General features: G+C 70.3%; 19 protein-coding genes. 10 read left to right on the forward strand and 9 right to left on the reverse strand.

The annotated features are described in order from the left end of the window. The first annotated feature begins 82 nt into the window (after nucleotides 1–82). Nucleotides 83–1,138 (forward strand): LLM class F420-dependent oxidoreductase, encoded by a 1,056-nt coding sequence (locus ABT137_RS07475; protein WP_351703973.1) that lies wholly within the window; start codon nucleotides 83–85, stop codon nucleotides 1,136–1,138. Between the two features lie 239 nt (nucleotides 1,139–1,377). Next, nucleotides 1,378–2,166: a ferritin-like domain-containing protein gene (locus ABT137_RS07480; protein WP_351703976.1), complete on the forward strand. Its 789-nt coding sequence runs from the start codon at nucleotides 1,378–1,380 to the stop codon at nucleotides 2,164–2,166. 22 nt (nucleotides 2,167–2,188) lie between these two features. Here the strand turns inward: ABT137_RS07480 and corA are convergent, their stop codons facing one another. Then, nucleotides 2,189–3,193: a magnesium/cobalt transporter CorA gene (gene corA, locus ABT137_RS07485; RefSeq protein WP_351703979.1), complete on the reverse strand. Its 1,005-nt coding sequence runs from the start codon at nucleotides 3,191–3,193 to the stop codon at nucleotides 2,189–2,191. Between the two features lie 62 nt (nucleotides 3,194–3,255). Between corA and ABT137_RS07490 the strand changes: the two genes are divergently transcribed. The 5 genes from ABT137_RS07490 to ABT137_RS07510 all read left to right on the forward strand — a co-directional run bounded on the left by ABT137_RS07490 (nucleotide 3,256) and on the right by ABT137_RS07510 (nucleotide 7,927). Further along, nucleotides 3,256–3,942 carry a histidine phosphatase family protein gene (locus ABT137_RS07490; protein ID WP_351703982.1) on the forward strand — a complete coding sequence of 229 codons (687 nt, stop codon included), beginning with the start codon at nucleotides 3,256–3,258 and terminating at the stop codon, nucleotides 3,940–3,942. A 99-nt stretch (nucleotides 3,943–4,041) separates the two neighbouring features. Then, on the forward strand, nucleotides 4,042–4,632 hold the full coding sequence (locus ABT137_RS07495; RefSeq protein ID WP_351703985.1) for a DUF3090 domain-containing protein: 591 nt from the start codon (nucleotides 4,042–4,044) through the stop codon (nucleotides 4,630–4,632). Further along, nucleotides 4,596–5,411 carry an SCO1664 family protein gene (locus ABT137_RS07500; protein ID WP_351703988.1) on the forward strand — a complete coding sequence of 272 codons (816 nt, stop codon included), beginning with the start codon at nucleotides 4,596–4,598 and terminating at the stop codon, nucleotides 5,409–5,411. Before ABT137_RS07495 ends, ABT137_RS07500 begins: the two co-directional genes overlap by 37 nt. A 92-nt stretch (nucleotides 5,412–5,503) precedes the next feature. After that, the gene (mshC, locus tag ABT137_RS07505; RefSeq protein ID WP_351703991.1) at nucleotides 5,504–6,733 is read left to right on the forward strand and encodes a cysteine--1-D-myo-inosityl 2-amino-2-deoxy-alpha-D-glucopyranoside ligase; all 1,230 of its coding nucleotides are present in this window, start codon (nucleotides 5,504–5,506) and stop codon (nucleotides 6,731–6,733) included. A gap of 258 nt (nucleotides 6,734–6,991) precedes the next feature. Beyond that, nucleotides 6,992–7,927, forward strand: a complete 936-nt coding sequence (locus ABT137_RS07510) for an SMP-30/gluconolactonase/LRE family protein (protein ID WP_351703994.1) — start codon at nucleotides 6,992–6,994, stop codon at nucleotides 7,925–7,927. Nucleotides 7,928–7,999: 72 nt separating this feature from the next. Here ABT137_RS07510 and ABT137_RS07515 read toward each other — a convergent pair whose 3' ends face one another. The 7 genes from ABT137_RS07515 to ABT137_RS07545 all read right to left on the reverse strand — a co-directional run bounded on the left by ABT137_RS07515 (nucleotide 8,000) and on the right by ABT137_RS07545 (nucleotide 16,196). Continuing rightward, nucleotides 8,000–9,028, reverse strand: a complete 1,029-nt coding sequence (locus tag ABT137_RS07515; protein ID WP_351703997.1) for a PAC2 family protein — start codon at nucleotides 9,026–9,028, stop codon at nucleotides 8,000–8,002. 151 nt (nucleotides 9,029–9,179) lie between these two features. After that, a complete protein-coding gene (locus ABT137_RS07520; protein ID WP_351703999.1) occupies nucleotides 9,180–9,851 on the reverse strand; it encodes a FadR/GntR family transcriptional regulator in 672 nt (223 codons plus the stop codon). 69 nt (nucleotides 9,852–9,920) lie between these two features. Further along, nucleotides 9,921–10,673 carry a nucleoside phosphorylase gene (locus tag ABT137_RS07525; protein WP_351704002.1) on the reverse strand — a complete coding sequence of 251 codons (753 nt, stop codon included), beginning with the start codon at nucleotides 10,671–10,673 and terminating at the stop codon, nucleotides 9,921–9,923. Nucleotides 10,674–10,988: 315 nt separating this feature from the next. Further along, nucleotides 10,989–12,605: a glycerol-3-phosphate dehydrogenase/oxidase gene (locus ABT137_RS07530; RefSeq protein ID WP_351704005.1), complete on the reverse strand. Its 1,617-nt coding sequence runs from the start codon at nucleotides 12,603–12,605 to the stop codon at nucleotides 10,989–10,991. Nucleotides 12,606–12,659: 54 nt separating this feature from the next. Then, entirely contained in the window at nucleotides 12,660–14,198 is a 1,539-nt protein-coding gene (gene glpK, locus ABT137_RS07535; protein WP_351704008.1) for a glycerol kinase GlpK, read from the reverse strand. Nucleotides 14,199–14,263: 65 nt separating this feature from the next. After that, a complete protein-coding gene (locus ABT137_RS07540) occupies nucleotides 14,264–15,058 on the reverse strand; it encodes an MIP/aquaporin family protein (RefSeq protein WP_351704011.1) in 795 nt (264 codons plus the stop codon). 373 nt (nucleotides 15,059–15,431) lie between these two features. Further along, nucleotides 15,432–16,196 (reverse strand): IclR family transcriptional regulator, encoded by a 765-nt coding sequence (locus ABT137_RS07545; protein ID WP_351704014.1) that lies wholly within the window; start codon nucleotides 16,194–16,196, stop codon nucleotides 15,432–15,434. Nucleotides 16,197–16,557: 361 nt separating this feature from the next. Here ABT137_RS07545 and metH point away from each other — a divergent pair, with 361 nt between their 5' ends. The 3 genes from metH to ABT137_RS07560 all read left to right on the forward strand — a co-directional run bounded on the left by metH (nucleotide 16,558) and on the right by ABT137_RS07560 (nucleotide 22,930). Next, a complete protein-coding gene (gene metH / locus ABT137_RS07550; protein ID WP_351704017.1) occupies nucleotides 16,558–20,073 on the forward strand; it encodes a methionine synthase in 3,516 nt (1,171 codons plus the stop codon). A gap of 127 nt (nucleotides 20,074–20,200) precedes the next feature. Continuing rightward, nucleotides 20,201–20,902, forward strand: a complete 702-nt coding sequence (locus tag ABT137_RS07555; RefSeq protein WP_351704020.1) for an HAD family hydrolase — start codon at nucleotides 20,201–20,203, stop codon at nucleotides 20,900–20,902. A 423-nt stretch (nucleotides 20,903–21,325) separates the two neighbouring features. Next, nucleotides 21,326–22,930, forward strand: coding sequence for an ABC transporter substrate-binding protein (locus ABT137_RS07560; protein WP_351704023.1), 1,605 nt, complete (start codon nucleotides 21,326–21,328; stop codon nucleotides 22,928–22,930). Nucleotides 22,931–23,010: 80 nt separating this feature from the next. Here the strand turns inward: ABT137_RS07560 and ABT137_RS07565 are convergent, their stop codons facing one another. After that, entirely contained in the window at nucleotides 23,011–23,682 is a 672-nt protein-coding gene (locus ABT137_RS07565; RefSeq protein WP_030608351.1) for a response regulator, read from the reverse strand. Between the last annotated feature and the right edge of the window lie 11 nt (nucleotides 23,683–23,693).

A 23,693-nucleotide genomic window follows, 5' to 3' on the forward strand; every position in this document is an offset into this window, starting at 1 on the left:
GCAGTTCCTCGCGCCCCTCCGGGGCGCTCTCGCGCTAAGGTCTCCGCAACAGCGACGTTACTGATCGGTAAGGGGAACGGCCATGCAGCTCGGGATCAACCTCGGCTACTGGGGTGCCGGGATGGACGGGGACAATCTGGCCGTGGCGCAGGAGGCCGAGCGGCTCGGGTACGCCGTGTGCTGGGCCGCCGAGGCCTACGGCTCCGACGCCGCCACCGTGCTCAGCTGGGTCGCCGCCCAGACCGAGCGCATCGACGTCGGCTCGGCCATCTTCCAGATCCCGGCCCGGCAGCCCGCGATGACCGCGATGACCGCCGCCACCCTCGACTCGCTCTCCGGCGGCCGTTTCCGGCTCGGCCTCGGCGTCTCCGGACCGCAGGTCTCCGAGGGCTGGTACGGCGTCAAGTTCGACAAGCCGCTCTCCCGCACCCGCGAGTACGTGGAGATCGTGCGGAAGGCGATGACCCGGGAACGCCTGTCGTACGAGGGCGAGCACTGGACGCTGCCGCTGCCGGGCGGCCCCGGCAAGCCGATCAAGCTGACCGTGCACCCCGAGCGCGAGCACATCCCGGTCTACATCGCCGCCATCGGCCCGAAGAACCTGGAGCAGACCGGCGAGATCGCCGACGGCGCGCTGCTGATCTTCCCCTCCGCCGAGCACCTGGAGGAGACGGCCGTGAAGTACCTGCGCGCGGGCCGGGAGAAGGCCGGCAAGACCCTCGACGGGTTCGACATCTGCCCGACACTGCCGCTCGCCGTCGGCGACGACAAGGACGTGGCCTCGCTCGCCGACACCTTCCGGCCCTACACCGCGCTGTACGTCGGCGGCATGGGCAGCCGCAAGCAGAACTTCTACAACCAGCTCGCCCAGCGCATGGGCTACGAGCGCGAGGCCGCCGAGATCCAGGACAAGTACCTGTCCGGGGACAAGAACGGGGCGTCGGCCGCCGTACCGCAGGAGCTGATCGACCAGACCACGCTGCTCGGTTCCGTGGACCGGATCGCCGACCGGATGAAGGCCTACGCGGCCGCCGGGGTCACCACGCTCTCCCTCGCGCCCGCCGGGTTCGCCCTGGACGAGCGGCTCGCCTCGCTGCGGGCCGGCGCCGAGGCCCTGGAGCGCGCCGGACTCGCGTGAGCGTCTGACACGTCCGACGCGGGAGAGAAGTCCGCGGCCGTGGTGGGGGCTCGGGGGGTCTTCCCCGCCACGGCCGTCACGCAGAACAACGCGCCCGTGCCCGCGCGGTTACGCCCCGGGCGTGACCCCGCCGGTCCTCCTTTCGGCCGAGTTCGCCCGCACACCTGTTGCAGCCACTCCGGCGCGGCATTTGACTCGTTCTTTGCGGGTCTGGTGAGTCCTCCAGAGAGGTGCCCACGATGCTGTCGGTCAGGAGTCTGTTCCAGGAGATCCTCGACAACGACGAGTCCTTCCGGCTCTTCTGCTCCATCGCGGCCAGCGGCGAGTCCCAGGGCGGCTGGGAGAACGCGCGGATCGCCGCACTCGTGCCGCGGAGCGAACGCGACCTCGCCCCCAAGATCACCCGCCACGGCGCCGACGAGGACAAGCACGGGCGCATCTTCCACGCCCTGCTGAAGAAGCGCGGGCTGGCGCCCGTTCCGGTGCCCTCCGACACCGACTACACGATGATCCTGGAACGGCACGGCATCGGGCTCGCCCACGACCGGCTCCGGGCCGACCAGCCGCTCACCGTGCCGGACATCGTCACCTACCTCGCCCACAGCCGGGTCACCGAGCAGCGCGCCTCCGAGCAGATGGAACTGCTGTGCCGGTACTTCGCCGACCATCCGGACGTGGGCCGCGCGGTGCGCATGATCTCCGGCGACGAGGACAATCACCTCGCCTACTGCCACGAGGAACTGCTGCGGTTCGCCGCCGCCGGGCACGGTCGCACCATCCAGCGCACGCTCCGCGCGTGCGCCCTCGCCGAGGTCCGCATTTACCGGGACGTCAGCCTCGCCGTCATGGCCCACATGGGCCGCATCCTCGGCTGGCCGAGGGCCAAGTCCGCGCTCCTGGCCTTCGGCATCCACGCCGTCTACGCCTACGAGCGCGCCGCCGGCTGGCGCCGCATGGTCTCCCTGCGGATGCCGGAGCGCAGGAACGCCCTGGGCGGTCCCGCGACCCCTGCCCCCGAGTTCGCCTGAGCCCACGGGCTGCAAGCCTCGCTCACATCCACCCGCGGCGCTTGAACAGCCGGTACAGCACCGTCTCCAGGCAGGCCATGAACAGGATCACCGCCGGGTACGACCAGATCCAGTGCAGCTCGGGCATGTGGTCGAAGTTCATGCCGTAGATTCCCGCGATCAACGTGGGGACGGCGGCCATGGCCGCCCACGCGGAGATCTTCCGCATGTCGTCGTTCTGCCGCACGCTCATCTGCGCGAGATGGGCGCCGAGGACGTCCGACACCAGCCGGTCCAGGCCCTCCACGCTCTCGTTCACCCGCAACAGGTGGTCGTTGACGTCCCGGAAGAACGGCCGGGCCTCCGCGTGCACGAAGGGCACGGTCGCGCCGCTGCCGTACGGGCCCACTCCCGCCAGCTTGGTCATGGGCAGCGCCAGCGGCACGGTCGCCCGGCGGAACTCCAGGATCTGCCGCTTGAAGGTGTAGATCCGCGACGCGGTGTGCCGGGAGCCGCCACCGCTCGGCGAGAACACCTCGGCCTCCAGCTCCTCCAGGTCGTTCTGCAGCTCGGTCGCGACCTCCAAGTAGTTGTCGACGACCGCGTCGGAGATCGAGTACAGCACCCCCGTCGGCCCGTGCTTGAGCATCTCGTGCTGCTCCTCCAGGTGCCGCCGGATGTCGCCGAGCGGCGACGGCGTCCCGTGGCGCACGGTGACCACGAAGGAGTCCCCGATGAAGATCATCAGCTCGCCGGAGGTCACCGTGTCGCTCTTCGCCTCGTACGTCACCGGCTTCAGGACGACGAACAGCGAGTCGTCGTACACCTCCAGCTTGGGCCGCTGGTGGGCGGTCAGGGCGTCCTCGACGGCCAGCGGATGCAGCCCGAACTCGTCGGTGACCAGGTCGAACTCTCGCTCCGTCGGCTCGTACAGGCCGATCCACAGAAAGCTGTCGCCACGCGTGCGTGCCTCCGCGAGGGCGTCGGAGAAGTCCTGCGGAGTCTCCGTCCGCTCCCCGTCCCGGTAGATGGCGCAGTCGACGATCACGGAGCGTATTCTCCCGTCGCCCGCCCACCTGTGCACTTCGGCGTGCGCCTACCCTGGGCCGCATGCCCACGCTGATCCTCGTAAGGCACGGACGGTCCACCGCCAACACCTCGGGTGTGCTGGCCGGCTGGACGCCGGGCGTCGCCCTCGACGAGCGGGGGGCCGCCCAGGCCGCCGCGCTGCCCGGCCGGCTCGCCGGGCTGCCGATCTCCGAGCTCGTCACCAGCCCGCTGCAACGCTGCCAGGAGACGGTCCGCCCGCTGCTCGACGCCCGCCCCGGGCTCACCGCCCACACCGACGAGCGGATCGGGGAGGCGCACTACGGCGACTGGTCCGGCCGCAAGCTCGCCGAGCTCAAGGACGAGCCGCTGATGGAGGTCGTCCAGGCCCACCCGTCGGCGGCCGCGTTCCCCGGCGGCGAGTCCATGCGCGCCATGCAGGCCCGCGCCGCCGAGGCGGTACGCGAGTGGAACGCGCGCGTGGAGCGCGACCACGGCTCGGACGCCGTCTATGTCATGTGCTCGCACGGTGACATCATCAAGTCTCTCGTCGCGGACGCGCTCGGTCTGCATCTCGACCTCTTCCAGCGGATCTCCGTCGAACCGTGTTCCGTCACCGCGATCCGCTACACCCGCCTCAGGCCGTTTCTCGTTCGTCTCGGGGACACCGGGGATTTCGCCTCCCTTGCCCCCCGCGAGGAACCCCCCGGGGAAGACGCCACGGTCGGTGGCGGCGCCGGCGCGCCGTGATCGTCGGCCGCAGTAGGGTGAAGCGATCCACGTAAGCGGCCTCCTGGCCGCGTCGTCGCCCTCCCGAACCCACGCACTCTCGACTCATGGAGACAGGACGTGTCCCGTCAGGTGTTCCTCTACGATCCGCCGGACCGCTTCGTCGCGGGCACGGTCGGAATGCCCGGACGCCGTACGTTCTTCCTCCAGGCCACGGCCGGACCCCGGACGACCAGCGTGGCCCTGGAGAAGACCCAGGTCGCCGCACTCGCCGAACGCATGGACGAACTCCTCGACGAGGTCGTGCGCCGCAGCGGCGGCAACGCCGCCGTGCCCGCCGTCGCGCCCACCGAGATCGCCGACAGCGCCCCGCTGGACACCCCCGTCGAGGAGGAGTTCCGCGTCGGCACCATGGCGCTCGCCTGGGACGGCGAGGAAGAGCGCATGATCGTCGAGGCACAGGCCCTCGTGGAGCTGGAGGCCGACTCCGAGGAGGACCTCGCCGAGGCCGAGGAGCGGCTCCTGCAGGACGAGGAGAACGGGCCCCCGATGCTGCGGGTCCGGCTGACCGGCGCGCAGGCCAGGGCCTTCGCCAAGCGCGCCCTCGACGTCGTCAACGCCGGGCGGCCGCCGTGCCCGCTGTGCAGCCTCCCGCTCGACCCGGAAGGACACGTATGTCCGCGCCAGAACGGATACCGCCGCGGAGCGTGACCGCCGCCGAGCTGCTCATCCACGGTGAGCTGAAGGTACGCGGCCGGATCCGCGACGCCTCCAACGCGGCGCTGTTCTGCACGGTCGCGCACGACGGCCAGGAGGCGTCCTGCGTCTACAAGCCGGTCGCCGGGGAGCGCCCGCTGTGGGACTTCCCCGACGGCACCCTCGCCCAGCGCGAGGTGGCCGCCTACGAGCTCGCCGCGGCCACCGGCTGGGACCTGGTCCCGCCCACCGTGCTGCGCGACGGGCCGTACGGCGAGGGCATGGTGCAGCTGTGGATCGACGTCGACCCCGAGGGCGCCGAGCTGCTCGCCCTGGTGGACGCGGAGGAGCCCGAGCCCGGCTGGAAGGCGATCGGGTTCGCCGAGGTCGGCGACGGCAAGACCGCGCTGCTGGTGCACGCCGACGACGAACGGCTGCGCCGGCTCGCCGTCCTCGACGCCGTCATCAACAACGCCGACCGCAAGGGCGGCCATCTGCTGCCCACCGCCGACGGCCGGCTCTACGGCATCGACCACGGCGTCACCTTCAACGTCGACAACAAGCTCCGCACCCTGCTGTGGGGCTGGGCGGGGGAGGACCTGACGGGTGAGGCCGTCGAGGTCCTCAAGGGCCTGCGCGAGGCCCTCGGCGGGCCGCTGGGGACCCGGCTGGCCGAGCTGATCACCGCGGCGGAACTGGAGGCCACGCGCGCGCGTGTCGAGACCTTGCTCACTGCCGGCAAGCACCCGGAGCCGAGCGGCGAGTGGCCGGCCATCCCCTGGCCGCCGGTATAGCGCCCACCAGCACATTCCGGCCCCGAGATCAAGACTGCTTTCCCGGCCGTCCGGTTCGTATACCGAACTCGGGTCCGGTTACGCTCATGTACATGCATGCCTGGCCCGCTTCCGAGGTCCCCGTCCTGCCCGGTCAGGGCCGCGACCTGAGGATCCACGACACCGCGACCGGCGGTCTTGTCACCCTTGACCCCGGTCCCGTCGCCCGTATCTACGTCTGCGGCATCACGCCGTACGACGCGACCCACATGGGGCACGCGGCGACCTACAACGCGTTCGACCTGGTTCAGCGCGTGTGGCTCGACACCAAGCGGCAGGTGCACTACGTCCAGAACGTGACGGACGTCGACGACCCGCTCCTGGAGCGCGCGGAGCGCGACGGCGTCGACTGGGTCGCCCTCGCCGAGAAGGAGACGACCCTCTTCCGCGAGGACATGACCGCCCTCAGGATGCTGCCGCCGCAGCACTACATCGGCGCGGTCGAGGCCATACCCGGCATCGTGCCGCTCGTCGAACGTCTGCGCGATATCGGCGCCGCCTACGAACTCGAGGGCGACATCTACTTCTCCGTCGAGTCCGACCCCAACTTCGGCAAGGTCTCCAACCTCGACGCGGCGGCGATGCGGCTGCTGTCCGCGGAGCGCGGCGGCGACCCGGACCGTCCCGGCAAGAAGAACCCCCTCGACCCGATGCTGTGGATGGCCGCCCGCGAGGGCGAACCGAGCTGGGACGGCGGCTCCCTCGGCCGCGGCCGCCCCGGCTGGCACATCGAGTGCGTGGCGATCGCTCTCGACCACCTCGGTATGACCTTCGACGTCCAGGGCGGCGGCTCCGACCTCGCCTTCCCGCACCACGAGATGGGCGCCTCGCACGCCCAGGTGCTCACCGGCGAGTTCCCGATGGCCAAGGCGTACGTCCACGCCGGCATGGTCGCCCTCAATGGCGAGAAGATGTCCAAGTCCAAGGGCAACCTGGTCTTCGTCTCCCGGCTCCGCCGGGACGGCGTCGACCCGGCCGCCATCCGCCTCGCCCTGCTCTCCCACCACTACCGGGCCGACTGGGAGTGGACCGACCAGGTCCTGGCCGACGCGGTGGCCCGCCTGGACCGCTGGCGCGCGGCGGTCTCCCGCCCGGACGGCCCGCCCGCCGAGTCCCTGGTGGAGGAGCTCCGCGAGGCCCTGAGCAACGACCTGGACGCCCCCGCCGCGTTGGCGGCGGTGGACCGCTGGGCAGCCCTCCAGCAGGAGCAGGGCGGCACGGACACGGGCGCGCCCGGGGTCGTGTCGCGAGCAGTGGACGCCTTGCTGGGCGTAGCCCTTTAAGGAAACGCCGACCTCCGCGCCCCTGTCTTCTTTCTTTCAGGGGCGCGGGGCTGTATCGATGTGCGGCTCCTCCGCGTGGGCGCGAGCAACCACGACGCACCCGCAGACAACTTTCGACGCGCGCCCCCCTACTGTCGAAACCCTGTCGATGAAGCCGACACCGCTGTGTCCGGTGTGATGCATGTGATGGGCTACGAGGGTCAGTTGACCGTTGGACCGGCCGGCTGTCGGCCGGTCCCCACGCGGAAGGCACCCCCCGTGGCCCACCCCTTAAGCCGACGCCGACTGCTCACCCTCGGCACGGCGACCCTCGGCGCCCTGGCCCTCGGCCCGCACGCCCACGCGGCGGCGCCCGCCGCCATCCCCCTCCCCGACGGCTGGCAGCCGGAGGGCATCACCATCGGCGCCGGCCCCTACGCCTACCTCGGCTCCCTCGCCGACGGCTCCCTCTACCGCGCCGACCTGCGCACCGGCACCGGCAAAGTGATCTCCGCCGGCCCCGGCACCCCCGCCGTCGGTCTCAAAATCGACCCCCGCGGACGGCTGTTCGTCGCGGCCCGCGGCTCCGGCGCCCGGGTGGTCGACGCCCGCAGCGGCGAGACCCTCGCCTCCTACGCGCTCGCCACCGCCACCCCGAGCTTCGCCAACGACGTCGTGCTGACCCCGCGCGCCGCCTGGTTCACCGAGTCGTACCAGCCGGTGCTCTACGGCCTGCCGCTCGGCCGAGGCGGGGAGCTCCCGGCCGCCGAGGACGTCGTACGGCTGCCGCTGACCGGCGACTGGACCCAGTCCACCGACGGTGCCATCAACGCCAACGGCATCGCCCGCACCCCCGACGGCTCCGCACTCCTCGTCGTCCAGGCCGGCGCCGGTCTGCTGCACCGCGTCGACCCGGCCACCGGGATCACCGAGGCCGTGGACCTCGGCGACGCGGCCCCGCTCACCAACGGCGACGGCCTGCTGGTCCGCGGCCGCACGCTGTACGCCGTGCAGAACCGGCAGAACGCCGTCGACGTCTTCCGGCTGGCCGCGGACGGCCGCACCGGTGTCTTCCAGCGCCGGATCACCGACCCGGCCTTCGACGTCCCGACCACCGTCGCCGAGTACGGCGGCCGGCTCTACCTGCCCAACGCGCGGTTCACGACCACGCCGACGTCCGAGACGACGTACTCGGTCACCGCGGTCGAGGCCTGAGACACGGCATGACGAAGGGGCGGTACGCGTCATGCGTACCGCCCCTGGTCAGTCCTCTGATCAGTCCACCGTTCAGTCCTCGGAGGTGTCCTCGCTGTCCGGCCCCGGGTCCCCGGAGTCGCCGGTGTCCCCGGAATTCTCCGGGGTCCCGGGCGTGTCGGGCTTCGGCGGCCGAGGCGGCCGGGGCCGGCCGCCGGGGTTGTCCCGCAGGTACGACGCAGTGTCGCTGCCGTCCGCCGTGGCGTGACCGCCGGGCGGGCTCACGTCCCGGCGCCGCAGGTAGCGCTCGAACTCACGGGCGATCGCCTCGCCCGACGCCTCCGGAAGCTCGGCGGTGTCCCGGGCCTCTTCCAGCGTCTGCACGTACTCCGCGACCTCGCTGTCCTCCGCCGCCAGCTGGTCCACCCCGACCTGCCAGGCGCGCGCGTCCTCGGGCAGCTCGCCCAGCGGGATCCGCAGGTCGAGCAGGTCCTCCAGGCGGTTGAGCAGCGCCAGCGTGGCCTTCGGGTTGGGCGGCTGGGAGACGTAGTGCGGGACGGCCGCCCAGAGCGAGACCGCGGGCACACCGGCGTGCGTGCACGCCTCCTGGAGGACGCCGACGATGCCCGTCGGGCCCTCGTACTTGGTCTCCTCCAGGTCCATCCGCTGCGCCAGGTCCGAGTCCGAGGTGACCCCGCTGACCGGCACCGGACGCGTGTGCGGGGTGTCACCGAGCAGTGCGCCCAGGACGACCACCAGCTCGACGCCCAGCTCGTGGGCGAAGCCCAGCAGCTCGTTGCAGAACGAGCGCCAGCGCATGGACGGCTCGATGCCTCTGACCAGCACCAGGTCCCGCGGCTTCTCGCCGCCGACCCGGACCACCGACAGCCGTGTCGTCGGCCAGGTGATCTTGCGCACGCCCGCTTCCATCCACACCGTGGGGCGGTTCACCTGGAAGTCGTAGTAGTCCTCCGCGTCGAGCGCCGCGAACACCTCGCCCTTCCACTCCCGCTCCAGGTGCGCGACCGCGGTGGAGGCGGCGTCGCCGGCATCGTTCCAGCCTTCGAACGCGGCCACCATGACTGGGTCGATCAGCTCGGGAACCCCCTCCAGCTCGATCACCCAGTGCCTCCTTCCGACGTGCCCTCGCGTACGCCCCAACCTTACGGCGTGAGGCGGGGGCGCCCGCAGCCCCCTTGCACGGGGGAGTGAACGGATCACTGCCCCGTTCGCCGCCTTCGAACACACCGGGTTTCAGGGAGCGGCAAGCGCTTCACAGGCTGCTGCGCAGCCACTGCTCCACGCTCGCGATGTGCACGGTCGCCCAGGACCGGGCCGCTTCCGCGTCCCGGTCGCGCAGCGCGGCCAGGATCGCCCGGTGCTCCCGCAGGGTCCGGGCCACCGCGTCCTCCTGGGTCAGGCCGCGCCAGATCCGGGCCCTGGTGGTCGGCCCCGACAGCCCGTCGAGGAGCGAGCACAGCACCGAGTTTCCCGAGCTCTGCACGATGCCCCGGTGGAACTCCAGGTCGCAGGCGACCAGCTCCTCCACCGACGGCTCGGCGCCGAGCGCGTCCAACTGGGCGTCCAGCGCGTCCAGTTGCTGCTCGCTGATCCGCGAGGCGGCCATCGAGGTCGCGGCCGGCTCCAGGATCCGGCGCACCGCCAGGAACTCCAGGACCGTGTCGTCGCGGTGGAAGTCGACGACGAAGCTCATCGCCTCCAGAAGCAACTGCGGGTCGAGACTCGTGACATACGTGCCGTCGCCCTGCCGGACGTCCAGGATCCGGATCAGCGACAGGGCCCGCACCGCCTCCCGCAACGAGTTGCGGGACAGGCCCAGTTCGGCGGCGAGCTCGCTCTCCTTGGGCAACCGTTCTCCGGGGCGCAGCGCACCGGAGACGATCATGTCCTTGATCTTCTCGATCGCCTCATCGGTGACTGCCATACCGGCCTCCCTGTAGCTCAGACATCCGATGTCTCGGTTACATTATGCGGCCTGGTCAGGCGTCCGCGGTCAGGCTTCGTCCCCCTCCGCCAGCAGCCGCAGCGCCTCCAGGACCACCACCGCACCGCGCTCGACACCGGCCGCGACGACGTCCCGGTGCGGGTCGTACCCGCCGGTGGCCGCCGCGTCCACCAGCTCGTCCGCGTTGACCCCGTCGATCACCACGATCCCGCCCGCCACCAGCCCGCGCAGCGAGGCCGTCACCAGCAGCGCGGACAGCTCCATCTCGATCGCGGCGAGCCCGGCACCCCGGTAGGAGAACAGCGGCAGCAGCCCCGGCTGGAAGGCCGCCCGGGTCCACACCACGCCCCGGTGATGCGGCGCGCCCGCCTCCCGCGCGGCCCGCTGGAGCGCGAACACCGCCTCCGGCGCGGAGTACGCCGGATACTCGGGCGGCAGCAACTGCTGGGTCACCCCGTCGTCCCGCACCGCCGCCTCCGCGATGACCAGGTCGCCGTCCGCGATCCCGGGCCGCATCGCCCCCGCCGTACCGAACCGCAGAAAGGTGCCCACCCCCGCGTCGGCCATCTCCCGGAACAGCAGGACCGCCCCCGGCGCCCCCACCCCGTGCGAGGCCACCGCCACCGGCAGCCCCTTCCAACTCCCGGCGAACACCCGGTACTCGCGGTGGTACGACACCTCCTCGGCACCGTCGAGGAGACCGGCCACCGCCGCCGCCCGCGCCGGGTCCCCGACCACGACCGCGTGGGCGGGCAGGCCCGAGCGCGGTATTCGGGTGATGGGCAGCAGATCCAGCGGCATACGGCGACTCCCGGGGAGAGGACGAAGGGACCCAACTGCCGTTCGCCGAGGCCGGGTACGGTGTCGGGCACCAACGGAACACCAGGAGTTTCGCGTATGCCCCTGGAACCGCGTGCCGTCGGGGTCGCACTGCACCCCGGGGGAACTGCTGCAGGGGCCGACGGGTACGCGAAAGGGGCGGCTCCCTAGGGGAGAGGAGCCGCCCCCTCGCAGACCCGCCCCCGGTACGGCGGGGCCGGGGTCTCAGCGGGTGCCGGGCCGGTCAGGGTGGACCCGGCACACCGCCCGTCTGGTGCTGCTGCTCGCCGCTTCCGGCTACTTCTTGTCGAGCAGGTCCTGGACCTTGGCCCGGACGTCGTCCGTGGCCAGGCCGCGGATCGTCAGGGTGGTACGGCGGCGCAGCACGTCGTCCGTGGTCTCGGCCCACTCGTGGTCGCGGGCCCAGACGACCTGTGCCCAGATCTCCGGGGCGTCCGGGTGGACGCGCTCGGCGAGCTGCGGGTCCTCGTTGGCGAGGCGGGCGATGTCGAAGGCCAGCGAACCGTAGTGGGTGGCCAGGTGCTTGGCCGTGTCGGCGGCCATGCGCGGGCCGGGGGCCGGGTTGTCCACCAGCAGCCGGTGGGCGACCGCCCGGGGGTTGGCGACGCCGGGCAGCGGCAGCTTCTTGGGCAGCGAGGCGATCGGCTCGAAGTCGTCGCCCAGCGGGTGGCCCGGCAGCGCCTCCAGCTTCTCCATCACGGTGCGGCCGATGTGCCGGAAGGTGGTCCACTTGCCGCCCGCGACGGACAGCATGCCGCCCCTGCCCTCGGTGACCACGGTCTCCCGCTTGGCCTTGGCGGTGTTGCCGGGGCCGCCCGGCAGCACCCGCAGGCCGGCGAAGGAGTAGGTGATCAGGTCGCGCTGGAGCTGCTGGTCCCGGACGGAGAACGCGGCCTCGTCCAGGATCTGGGCTATGTCCTTCTCGGTGACGGACACGTCCGCCGGGTCGCCCTCGTACTCCTCGTCGGTGGTGCCGAGCAGGAGCATGTCCTCCCAGGGGAGGGCGAAGGTGATCCGGTACTTGTCGATGGGGGTGGCCAGCGCGGCCTTCCACGGCGCGGTCCGCTTCAGGACCAGGTGCGCGCCCTTGGAGAGGCGGATGGACGGGGCCGCGTTCGGGTCCTCCATCTTGCGCAGGTGGTCGACCCAGGGGCCGGTGGCGTTGAGGACCAGGCGGGCGTTGACGCCGAACTCCTCGCCGGAGACCGCGTCCTTCAGGTCGGCTCCGGTCACCCGGCCCCTGGTGAAGCGCAGCCCGGTGACCTGGGCGTGGTTCAGGACGACCGCGCCCGCCTCGACGGCCGCGCGGACCGTCATCAGCGCCATGCGCGCGTCGTTCATCTGGTCGTCGCCGTAGACCGCGACGGCCTTGAGGTTCTCGGTGCGCAGCTCCGGCACGTCCCGCTGGGCCCGCGCGGGGGAGAGCAGGTGGCCGACGCCGTCACCGAACGCGGAGAGCGCGGAGTAGGCGAACACGCCCGCCCCGAGCTTCGCCGCGCCGTGCGGACCGCCCTTGTACACGGGGAGGTAGAACGTGAGCGGGTTCGCCAGGTGGGGGGCCACCTGCCGGGAGACCGCACGGCGTTCGAAGTGGTTCTCCGCCACCAGCTTCACCGCGCCGGTCTGCAGGTAGCGCAGACCGCCGTGGAGGAGCTTGGAGGAGGCGGAGGAGGTGGCGCCGGCGAAGTCGCCGGCGTCGACCAGTGCCACCCTGAGCCCGGACTGCGCGGCGTGCCAGGCGGTGGAGATGCCCAGGATGCCGCCGCCGATCACGAGAAGGTCGTACGACGCCTTGGAGAGCTGCTCCCTGGTCTCGGCCCGGCTCGGGGTGGAGCCGGAGGCCGGGTGCGTCCCCAGGGCAGGCACGGACTGCAGGGTGGACTGACTGGTCATGTCGGGTTCTTACTCCTCGTCAGAGCTCGATCGTGAGAGCGGTGCACGCTCTCGTCAGCTCTCGTCGTCGATCCAGCCCATGGTCCGGTCGACGGCCTTGAGCCAGTTCTTGTACTCACGGTCGCGGGTCTCCGCGTCCATGCGGGGGGTCCACTCGGCGGCCCGGCGCCAGTTGGCGCGCAGTTCGTCGGTGCTGGACCAGAAGCCGACGGCGAGGCCGGCGGCGTAGGCGGCGCCGAGGCAGGTGGTCTCGGCGACCATCGGGCGCACCACGGGTGCGTCGAGGACGTCGGCGAGCTGCTGCATCAGCAGGTTGTTGGCGGTCATGCCACCGTCGACCTTGAGGGCGACCAGCTCGTCGCCGGAGTCCTTCACCATGGCGTCCGCGATCTCGCGGGTCTGCCAGGCGGTGGCCTCCAGGACGGCGCGGGCCAGGTGCGCCTTGGTGACGTACCGGGTCAGGCCGGCGATGACACCGCGGGCGTCGGAGCGCCAGTGCGGGGCGAACAGGCCGGAGAAGGCCGGCACGAAGTAGGCGCCGCCGTTGTCCTCGACCGAGAGCGCGAGCGTCTCGATCTCGGCCGCGGTGGAGATCAGGCCCATCTGGTCGCGCATCCACTGCACCAGCGAGCCGGTGACGGCGATCGACCCCTCCAGCGCGTACACGGTCGGCTGGTCGCCGATCTTGTAGCCGACCGTGGTCAGCAGGCCCGCGTAGGAGTTGATGATCTTGTCACCGGTGTTCATCACCATGAAGGTGCCGGTGCCGTAGGTGGACTTGACCTCGCCCTCGGCGAAGCAGCACTGGCCGAACAGGGCCGCCTGCTGGTCGCCGAGCGCGGACGCCACCGGGATGCCGCCGAGCAGGTCCCCCAGCTTGCCGCCGGTGACCTCGCCGTAGACCTCCGCGGAGGAACGGATCTCGGGCAGGATCTGCAGCGGCACGCCGATCGACTCGGCGATCTTGTCGTCCCACTGCATGGTGTGCAGGTTCATGAGCAGGGTGCGGGAGGCGTTGGTCACGTCGGTGACGTGCTTGCCGCCGTTGACACCGCCGGTCAGGTTCCAGATGACCCAGGAGTCCATGGTGCCGAAGAGGATGTCGCCCGCCTCGGCGCGCGCCTGGAGGCCGTCGACGTTGTCGAGCAGCCAGCGGGCCTTGGGGCCGGCGAAGTAGGAGGCCAGCGGCAGACCGGTCTCGCGGCGGAAGCGGTCCTGGCCGACGTTGCGGCCGAGCTCCTTGCAGAGGGCGTCGGTGCGGGTGTCCTGCCAGACGATGGCGTTGTGGACGGGCTCACCGGTGTTCTTGTCCCACAGCACGGTGGTCTCGCGCTGGTTGGTGATGCCGATGGCCTTGATGTCGTCGCGGGTGATGCCGGCCTTCTGGATGGCCCCGGCGACGACTTCCTGGACGTTGGTCCAGATCTCGTTGGCGTTGTGCTCGACCCAGCCCGGCTTCGGGAAGATCTGCTCGTGCTCCTTCTGGTCGACCGAGACGATACGGCCGTCCTTGTCGAAGACGATGCAGCGGCTGGAGGTCGTGCCCTGGTCGATCGCGGCGATGAAGGGACCTGCGGTGTGGGCGTCGGTCACTGTGTGCTCCTCAAAGATCCGTGGTGTGTGGCGGTACGTCTGTTTCTTCGGCGAAGCCTGCTGATCTAAGCGAAGGCGACGTTGTAGATACCCGCGGCTATGGCTCCGCCGATCAGCGGGCCGACCACCGGGATCCAGGCGTAGCTCCAGTCGGAACCGCCCTTGTTGGGCAGGGGGAGGAGCGCGTGCACGATGCGCGGGCCGAGGTCACGCGCCGGGTTGATCGCGTACCCCGTCGGACCGCCGAGCGAGAGACCGATCGAGACGACCACCAGGGCGGTGATCAGGCCGCCCAGCACGCCGAGGCCGTTGCCCTTGTCGTTGAGGCCCTGGGTGAGGACCGCGAGGATCAGCACGACGGTGCCGATGATCTCCGTGGCGAGGTTCTGGACCGCGTTCCGGATCTCCGGACCGGTGGAGAAGATGCCGAGGACCGGGCCGGCGCCCTTCTCCTGGGCCTCGACGGCCTTGGCCGTGGTGGCCTGCGCGCCCGGGCCGCCGACAATCTCCTTGTCGGTGAGGTGCGCCTGGAACTGGCCGTAGTAGGCGACCCACACCAGGGAGGCGCCGATCATCGCGCCGAGCAACTGTCCGGCGAAGTAGACCGGGACGTTGCTCCAGTCGCTGTTCTTGATGGCGAGAGCGACGGTGACGGCCGGGTTGAGGTGGGCACCGGACAGCGGTCCGGAGATGTAGACGGCCGTCATGACGGCGAAGCCCCAACCGAAGGCGATGGCGAGCCAGCCGGCGTTGCGGGCCTTGGAGGCCTTGAGGGTCACGGCGGCGCAGACGCCGCCGCCGAGCAGGATGAGTATGGCGGTACCGATGGTCTCGCCGATGAAGATGTCGGAGCTGGACACCCGCGACTCCTTTGTCCTTCGTCCAGGGAAGCCGAACCCCGAGTCCCTTCGGGGTGTTGGCGCCCTCGGGGGTGAGAGCGATGTCGGCCTTTGGCGTTGTCACACTCTAGCGCGTATTGCCGGTAGGTGTTCGACAATGCCGACCGATGGACGGGAGTCTTGCTCCGGCGTTACGCGTGCGTCAAGAGTTCTGTTATCGAAAGCGCGATCGTTATTGATTGCTGTGGGTTATCGATGAGTCGGGTTGTCCGCCGGGTGTCCTGCGTCAACTCCGCTGATCTGCCCGTTTGCCCTGTTATGTCCATCTCAGGGTACGGCTGAGGCCGGTCCGCCACACGCGAACCGGCCTCGGTCGTCGATCAGCTGCGCGCCGTCAGAACCGGCCCGCGCCCAGGTCCCGCGAGACCGCGCGGGCGCAGTCCCGCACCGCCGCGATCAGGTCGGGCCGCAACTCCCCGTCCTTGCAGAGCCGCTCCACCGCGCCCGTGATGCCCACCGCGCCCACCGGCATGCGCCGGCGGTCGTGGATCGGGGCCGCGACCGAGGCCACGCCCTCCCAGGTCTCCTCCACGTCGGCCGCGTAGCCCCGTGCCCGCGTGATGTCGAGGATGTGCTCGAAGGCGTCCAGGTCACAGGTGGTGCGGTCGGTGAAGGGCTTGCGGTCGGCCTCCAGGGCCTCGCTGTGCGCCACCGGGTCGTAGGCGGACACCACCTTGCCGAGGGCGGTGGAGTGCAGCGGCTGCATGGCGCCGATCTCCAGCACCTGCCGGCTGTCGTCGGGCCGGAAGACGTGGTGCACGATCAGCACGCCCTGCTGGTGGAGCACGCCCAGGTAGACGCTCTCCCCGCTGGAGCGGGCAAGGTCGTCCGTCCACACCAGCGCTCGCGCTCGCAGCTCGTGGATGTCCAGGTAGGTGGTGCCGAGCCGGAGCAGCTCGGCGCCCAGCTGGTAGCGGCCCGAGACGTCGTCCTGCTCGACGAACCCCTCCTGCTGGAGGGTGCGGAGTATGCCGTGGGCGGTGCCCTTGGCGAGGCCCAGCGACGAGGCGATGTCCGACAGGCCGAGCCGTCGCTCGCCGCCCGCGAGCAGCCGCAGCATCGCGGCCGCCCGTTCGAGCGACTGGATGTTCCGTGCCATCGCCGTTCTGCCTCCGTCCCCTGTGACCCTCACCGTCACGACGCCATAACCATCGTTCGGCAATGCCGAACACTACCGGTCCATGCCGACTCTCCGCTAATGGTCGGTCGACATGCGTTACTTCGCGCGTGGCCCGCCCTTGGGCGTCCGGCCACACACGTCCGCCCCGCACCATGACCGGTGAGCGGCCAAAACGCCATGGCCGGCGTCATACTGCCCGCCCGGTCGGTCACTCGTCCGCCACATGGACGCCCTGCCCATCCAAGCCCACTCCCGGTTAGGCTGGCGCCGTGCGTCCATACCCGGGTCCGCCCGGGGAAGCCGCATAGCCGACAGCCGTCGCATCCAAGGGAGCCCTTTCATGGCCTCGTTGCCGCCGTCCCCTTCCGCCGACAGCCGGACCCGGGTGTCCGCGCTCCGGGAGGCGCTCGCCACGCGTGTGGTGGTCGCCGACGGAGCCATGGGCACCATGCTCCAGGCGCAGGACCCCACTCTGGAGGACTTCGAGAATCTCGAGGGCTGCAACGAGATCCTCAACCTCACCCGCCCCGACATCGTCCGTTCCGTCCACGAGGCGTACTTCGACGTCGGCGTGGACTGCGTGGAGACGAACACCTTCGGGTCGAACCACGCGGCGATGGCCGAGTACGACATCGCCGACCGGGTCCACGAGCTCTCCGAGGCCGGTGCCCGCATCGCCCGCGAGACGGCCGACGGCTACACCGCCCGGGACGGCCGGCAGCGCTGGGTCCTCGGCTCCATCGGCCCCGGCACCAAGCTGCCCACCCTCGGGCATGTGCCGTTCGTCACCATCAGGGACGGCTTCCAGCAGAACGCCGAGGGCCTGCTCACCGGCGGCGCCGACGCCCTGATCGTCGAGACCACCCAGGACCTCCTGCAGACCAAGGCCTCCGTCCTGGGCGCCCGCCGCGCCATGGAAGCCCTCGGTATCGAGGTCCCGCTCCTCGTCTCCATGGCCTTCGAGACCACCGGCACCATGCTGCTCGGTTCCGAGATCGGTGCCGCGCTGACCGCGCTGGAGCCGCTCGGCATCGACATGATCGGCCTGAACTGCTCGACCGGCCCCGCCGAGATGAGCGAGCACCTGCGCTACCTCACCCGGCACTCCCGTATCCCACTGCTGTGCATGCCGAACGCGGGTCTGCCGGTCCTCACCAAGGACGGCGCGCACTTCCCGCTCGGCCCGGAGGGCCTGGCCGAGGCGCAGGACAACTTCGTCCGCGACTACGGCCTCTCCCTCATCGGCGGCTGCTGCGGCACCACCCCCGAGCACCTGCGCCAGGTCGTCGAGACGGTCCGCGGCGTCACCCCGCCCGAGCGCAGTCCGCGCCCCGAGCCCGGCGCCGCCTCCCTCTACCAGACGGTCCCGTTCCGTCAGGACACCTCCTACCTGGCCATTGGCGAGCGCACCAACGCCAACGGGTCCAAGAAGTTCCGCGAGGCCATGCTGGCGGCCCGCTGGGACGACTGCGTGGAGATGGCCCGTGAGCAGATCCGCGAGGGCGCCCACATGCTGGACCTCTGCGTGGACTACGTGGGCCGGGACGGCGTCGCCGACATGGAGGAGCTGGCCGGCCGCTTCGCCACCGCCTCCACCCTGCCGATCGTCCTCGACTCCACCGAGGTCGACGTCCTCCAGGCCGGCCTGGAGAAGCTCGGCGGCCGCGCGGTCATCAACTCCGTCAACTACGAGGACGGTGACGGCCCGGAGTCCCGCTTCGCGAGGGTCACCAAGCTGGCGCGTGAGCACGGCGCCGCGCTGATCGCGCTGACCATCGACGAGGAGGGCCAGGCCCGCACCCCCGAGAAGAAGGTCGAGATCGCCGAACGGCTGATCGACGACCTCACCGGGAACTGGGGCATCCACGAGTCGGACATCCTCATCGACACCCTGACCTTCACCATCTGCACCGGTCAGGAGGAGTCGCGGGGGGACGGCATCGCCACCATCGAGGCGATCCGCGAGCTCAAGCGCCGCCACCCGGACGTCCAGACCACGCTCGGCCTGTCCAACATCTCCTTCGGCCTCAACCCGGCCGCCCGGATCCTGCTGAACTCCGTCTTCCTCGACGAATGCGTCAAGGCGGGACTGGACTCGGCGATCGTCCACGCGTCGAAGATCCTGCCGATCGCCCGGTTCTCCGAGGAGGAGGTGCAGACCGCCCTCGACCTCGTCCACGACCGCCGCACCGAGGGATACGACCCGCTCCAGAAGCTGATGGCCCTCTTCGAGGGCGCCACCGCCAAGTCGCTGAAGGCCGGCAAGGCAGAGGAACTGGCCGCCCTCCCGCTGGAGGAGCGCCTCAAGCGCCGCATCATCGACGGCGAGAAGAACGGCCTCGAGGCCGACCTGGACGCGGCCCTCCAGGACCGCCCGGCGCTCGACATCGTCAACGAGACGCTGCTGGACGGCATGAAGGTCGTCGGCGAGCTGTTCGGCTCCGGCCAGATGCAGCTGCCGTTCGTCCTCCAGTCCGCCGAGGTCATGAAGTCGGCCGTCGCCCACCTCGAACCGCACATGGAGAAGTCGGACGCCGAGGGCAAGGGCACCATCGTGCTCGCCACCGTGCGCGGCGACGTGCACGACATCGGCAAGAACCTCGTCGACATCATCCTGTCCAACAACGGCTACAACGTCGTCAACCTCGGCATCAAGCAGCCCGTCTCCGCGATCCTGGAGGCCGCCGACGAGCACCGGGCCGACGTCATCGGCATGTCCGGGCTGCTGGTCAAGTCCACGGTGATCATGAAGGAGAACCTGGAGGAGCTCAACCAGCGCGGTCTGGCGGCCACCTACCCGGTCATCCTCGGCGGCGCCGCCCTCACCCGCGCGTACGTCGAGCAGGACCTGCACGAGCTCTACGAGGGCGAGGTCCGCTACGCCCGCGACGCCTTCGAGGGCCTGCGCCTCATGGACGCCCTCATCGGCGTCAAGCGCGGGCTGCCCGGCGCGGTCCTGCCGGAGCTGAAGCAGCGTCGGGTGCGGCCGACCGCGACCGTCGAGGCCGAGGAACGGCCCGAGGAGGGCCACGTCCGCTCCGACGTCGCCGTCGACAACCCGGTGCCCATCCCGCCGTTCTGGGACACCCGCGTCATCAAGGGCATCCAGCTCAAGGAGTACGCCAGCTGGCTGGACGAGGGCGCCCTCTTCAAGGGCCAGTGGGGTCTCAAGCAGGCCCGCACCGGCGAGGGACCCTCCTACGAGGAACTCGTCGAGAGCGAGGGCCGCCCCCGGCTGCGCGGCCTCCTCGACCAGCTCCAGACCGAGAACCTCCTCGAAGCCGCCGTGGTCTACGGCTACTTCCCCTGCGTGTCCAAGGACGACGACCTGATCATCCTGGACGAACAGGGCAACGAGCGCACCCGGTTCACCTTCCCCCGCCAGCGCCGCGGCCGCCGGCTCTGCCTCGCCGACTTCTTCCGCCCGGAGGAATCCGGGGAGACGGACGTGGTCGGCCTCCAGGTCGTCACCGTCGGCTCCCGCATCGGCGAGCAGACCGCCAAGCTGTTCGAGGCCAACTCCTACCGCGACTACCTCGAACTGCACGGCCTGTCCGTCCAGCTGGCCGAGGCCCTCGCCGAGTACTGGCACGCACGCGTGCGTTCGGAGCTGGGCTTCGCCGGCGAGGACCCGAGCGACATCGAGGACATGTTCGCCCTGAAGTACCGGGGCGCCCGCTTCTCCCTCGGCTACGGCGCCTGCCCCAACCTGGAGGACCGCGCCAAGATCGCCGACCTGCTCCGGCCCGAGCGGATCGGCGTCCACCTGTCCGAGGAATTCCAGCTCCACCCCGAACAGTCCACCGACGCGATCGTGATCCACCACCCGGAGGCGAAGTACTTCAACGCCCGCTGAGCGGTACGCGGGCCCGAGACGTGTCCCACAGAGCACACTGATCGGATAAGTCGTACACTGGTCGGTCCACAGCAGGCCGGTTCCCCGCATGGGAACCGGCCTGGTCGTCCCTCAAGGAGGTGTGTGGATGACCAGCACGGTCCCCGCGCTCGGAACCCGTACGGCGGAAGGCTCGGCCCTCCAGGCGGTGCTCCTCGACATGGACGGCACCCTGGTGGACACCGAGGGCTTCTGGTGGGACGTCGAGGTCGAGATCTTCGCCCGCCTCGGCCACACCCTCGACGACTCCTGGCGCCATGTCGTGGTCGGCGGCCCCATGACCCGCAGCGCCGGGTTCCTCATCGAGGCGACCGGCGCCGCCATCACGCTCGCCGAGCTAAGTGTGCTGCTCAACGAGGGCTTCGAGGCGCGCATCGGCACCGCCCTGCCGCTGATGCCGGGCGCACAGCGGCTGCTCGCCGAGCTGTACGAGCAGCAGATCCCCACCGCCCTGGTCTCCGCCTCGCACCGGCGCATCATCGACCGTGTCCTGACCTCGCTGGGCCCCCAGCACTTCAGGCTGTCCGTCGCCGGCGACGAGGTCTCGCGCACCAAGCCCTACCCGGACCCGTATCTGCTCGCCGCCGCCGGGCTGGGGGTGAATCCGGCCAGATGCGCGGTCGTCGAGGACACCGCGACCGGCGTGGCAGCCGCCGAGGCCGCCGGCTGCCAGGTGGTCGCCGTCCCGTCGGTCGCGCCGATCGCCCCGGCCGCACGGCGTACCGTGGTGACCTCCCTGGAAGAGGTCGACCTGGCTTTTCTGCGCGGCCTGATGACGGAAATGGGCTAGCCGTTCACCCAGCGTGCAAAGTCCATTGGTCGAAATCCCGGCATCGGTCATTCAACTGAATTCGCAACTGTTCAACCGGCTGAATTCCGATACCCCATCACAGAAATGCACGTGTGACGTTCCCCACGTGTAGGAAGCTCGACAACGTTGCCCGACTGTGCAGCCCACCCCCGTTCGTGGGGAAACGGGGCGACCTTGTGTCCCGATTGGGGAGACGCTGCACTAATCCTGCCGCTGTCGGGTTTTCGGTCCGTCCACAACCGGTTCCCCTGCGTGATGGGACCTCAACTCACGCCGCTGCCAACCCTCCTGCGGGCGCCGACTAATCTCGTCGCGAGAACATCGCCGTAACCCCCGTGATCCGCGTCGACACCCCATGTATGCGGGCTACACGGACTCGAACAGCTCTGGAGAACTTCGAGCATGAACCGCAAGACTTTGGTGCTGCCGGCCGTGGTCGGTCTGCTCACTCCGGTGCTCGCCGCGTGCGGTGGATCCGACAGCGGGAGCAGCAGTAGCGACGCGATCGTCGTAGGCACCACTGACCAGTTCACCGCCACGAAGGACGCTCCGGCACCGGTCGACCCCGCGTACTCCTACGACGTCGGCGGCTGGAACATCCTGCGCCAGACCGTGCAGACCCTCATGTCCCAGCCCAAGGGCGAGGGCGACCCGGTCCCCGACGCGGCCGAGAGCTGCTCCTTCACCGACAGCGGCAGCGAGCGCTACGCCTGCAAGCTGCGTGAGGGCCTGAAGTTCTCCGACGGCAACGCCGTCACCGCCGAGGACGTCAAGTGGTCCATCCAGCGCGCCCTGCGGATCAAGTCCGACACCGGCGTCTACGCCCTCCTCTCGAACATCGACACCATCGAGACCCAGGGCGACCGCGAGGTCATCTTCCACCTGAAGACCGCCGACGCCACCTTCCCGTACAAGCTGTCCACTCCGGTCGCGGGCATCGTGAACCCGAAGGACTACGAGAAGGACAAGCTCCGCGACGGCTTCGACATCGACGGTTCCGGCCCCTACACCTTCAAGGCCGACGTCAAGGACGACGCGATCGTCTCCGCCACCTTCACCAAGAACCCGAACTACAAGGGCAGCGTGAAGGTGAACAACGAGCAGGTCGTCATGCGCTCCTACAAGGACGCCGACGCCATGGGCGAGGCGATCGACAAGGGCGACATCGACGTGATGACCCGCACCATGTCGCCGGCCCAGATCAACAAGCTCGACGCCGGCACCGACAAGAACGTCGCCCTCGTCGAGATGTCCGGCCTGGAGATCCGCTACCTCGGCTTCAACACCGACGCGCCCACCGTCAAGGCCAAGGCCGTGCGGCAGGCCATGGCCCAGGTCATCAACCGCGACGACCTCGTCGCCAAGGTGTACGGCTCCCAGGCCGAGCCGCTGTACTCGCTGGTCCCGGCTTCCGTCACCGGCCACTCCAACTCCTTCTTCAACAAGTACGGCGACCCCAGCGTCTCCAAGGCCAAGAGCCTGCTGACCGCGGCGAACATCACCACCCCGGTGAAGCTCACGATGCACTACACGACCGACCACTACGGTCCGGCCACCAAGCAGGAGTTCGAGGTCCTCAAGCAGCAGCTCAACGGCAGCGGGCTGTTCGACGTCAGCATCGAGGGCACCCCCTGGTCGAGCTACCAGACGAACGAGCGCAAGGGCGACTACGACGTCTACGGCATGGGCTGGTTCCCCGACTTCCCGGACGCCGACAACTTCCTCGCGCCGTTCCTCGACAAGGACAACTTCCTCAAGTCGCCCTACGTCAACAACCGGATCATCAACACGCTGATCCCGGCCTCCCGCCGCGAGGCCGACCGGGCCAGCGCCACCGGCAGCCTGACCGAGATCCAGGACGACGTCGCCACCGACGTCCCGGTGCTGCCGCTGTGGCAGGGCAAGCAGTACGTCGCCGCCCGCGACGACATCACGGGCGTCGCCTACGCCCTCAACTCCTCCGCCAGCCTCCAGCTGTGGGAGCTCGGCCGCGGCTCCAGCAGCTGACGCCCGGTCACAACACGACGCGAAGGGGCCCCTCTCCGGCCGGAGAGGGGCCCCTTCGCGTCGTAGTCGTACGGCGGCGGCTACTGCGCGCCGGGGCGCACCAGGCCGCTCTCGTACGCGTACACCGCCGCCTGTACCCGGTCCCGCAGCCCCAGCTTGGTCAGCACATGCCCCACATGCGTCTTCACCGTGGTCTCGCTGACGAACAGGTCGGCGGCGATCTCCGCGTTCGACAGCCCGCGCGCCACCAGCTTCAGCACCTCCACCTCACGGTCGGTGAGGGTGTGCAGGGTGTCCGGCACCGGCTCCTCGCCGGACGGCAGATGCGTCGCGTACTTGTCCAGCAGCCGGCGCGTGATGCTCGGCGCCAGCATCGCCTCGCCGTTGGCCACCACCCGGATCGCCTGCACCAGTTCGTTGGCCGGGGCGTCCTTCAGCAGGAAGCCGCTGGCTCCCGCGCGCAGTGCCTCCACCACGTACTCGTCCAGATCGAACGTGGTCAGCACCAGCACCTTCGCCGGACCGTCCCGGCCGGGGCCGGTGATCTGCCGGGTCGCCTCCACGCCGTCCATCCGCGGCATGCGGATGTCCATCAGCACGACGTCGGGCTGGAGGGCGCGCACCTGGTCGAGTGCCTGCAGGCCGTCTCCGGCCTCGCCCACGACCGCGATGTCCTGCTCGGCCTCCAGAATCATCCGGAACCCGGTACGCAGCAGCGGCTGGTCGTCGACCAGTAGGACGCGGATGGCCACGGTGAGTCTCC

Source organism: Streptomyces sp. NPDC001980, assembly GCF_040296885.1.
GTDB lineage: Bacteria > Actinomycetota > Actinomycetes > Streptomycetales > Streptomycetaceae > Streptomyces.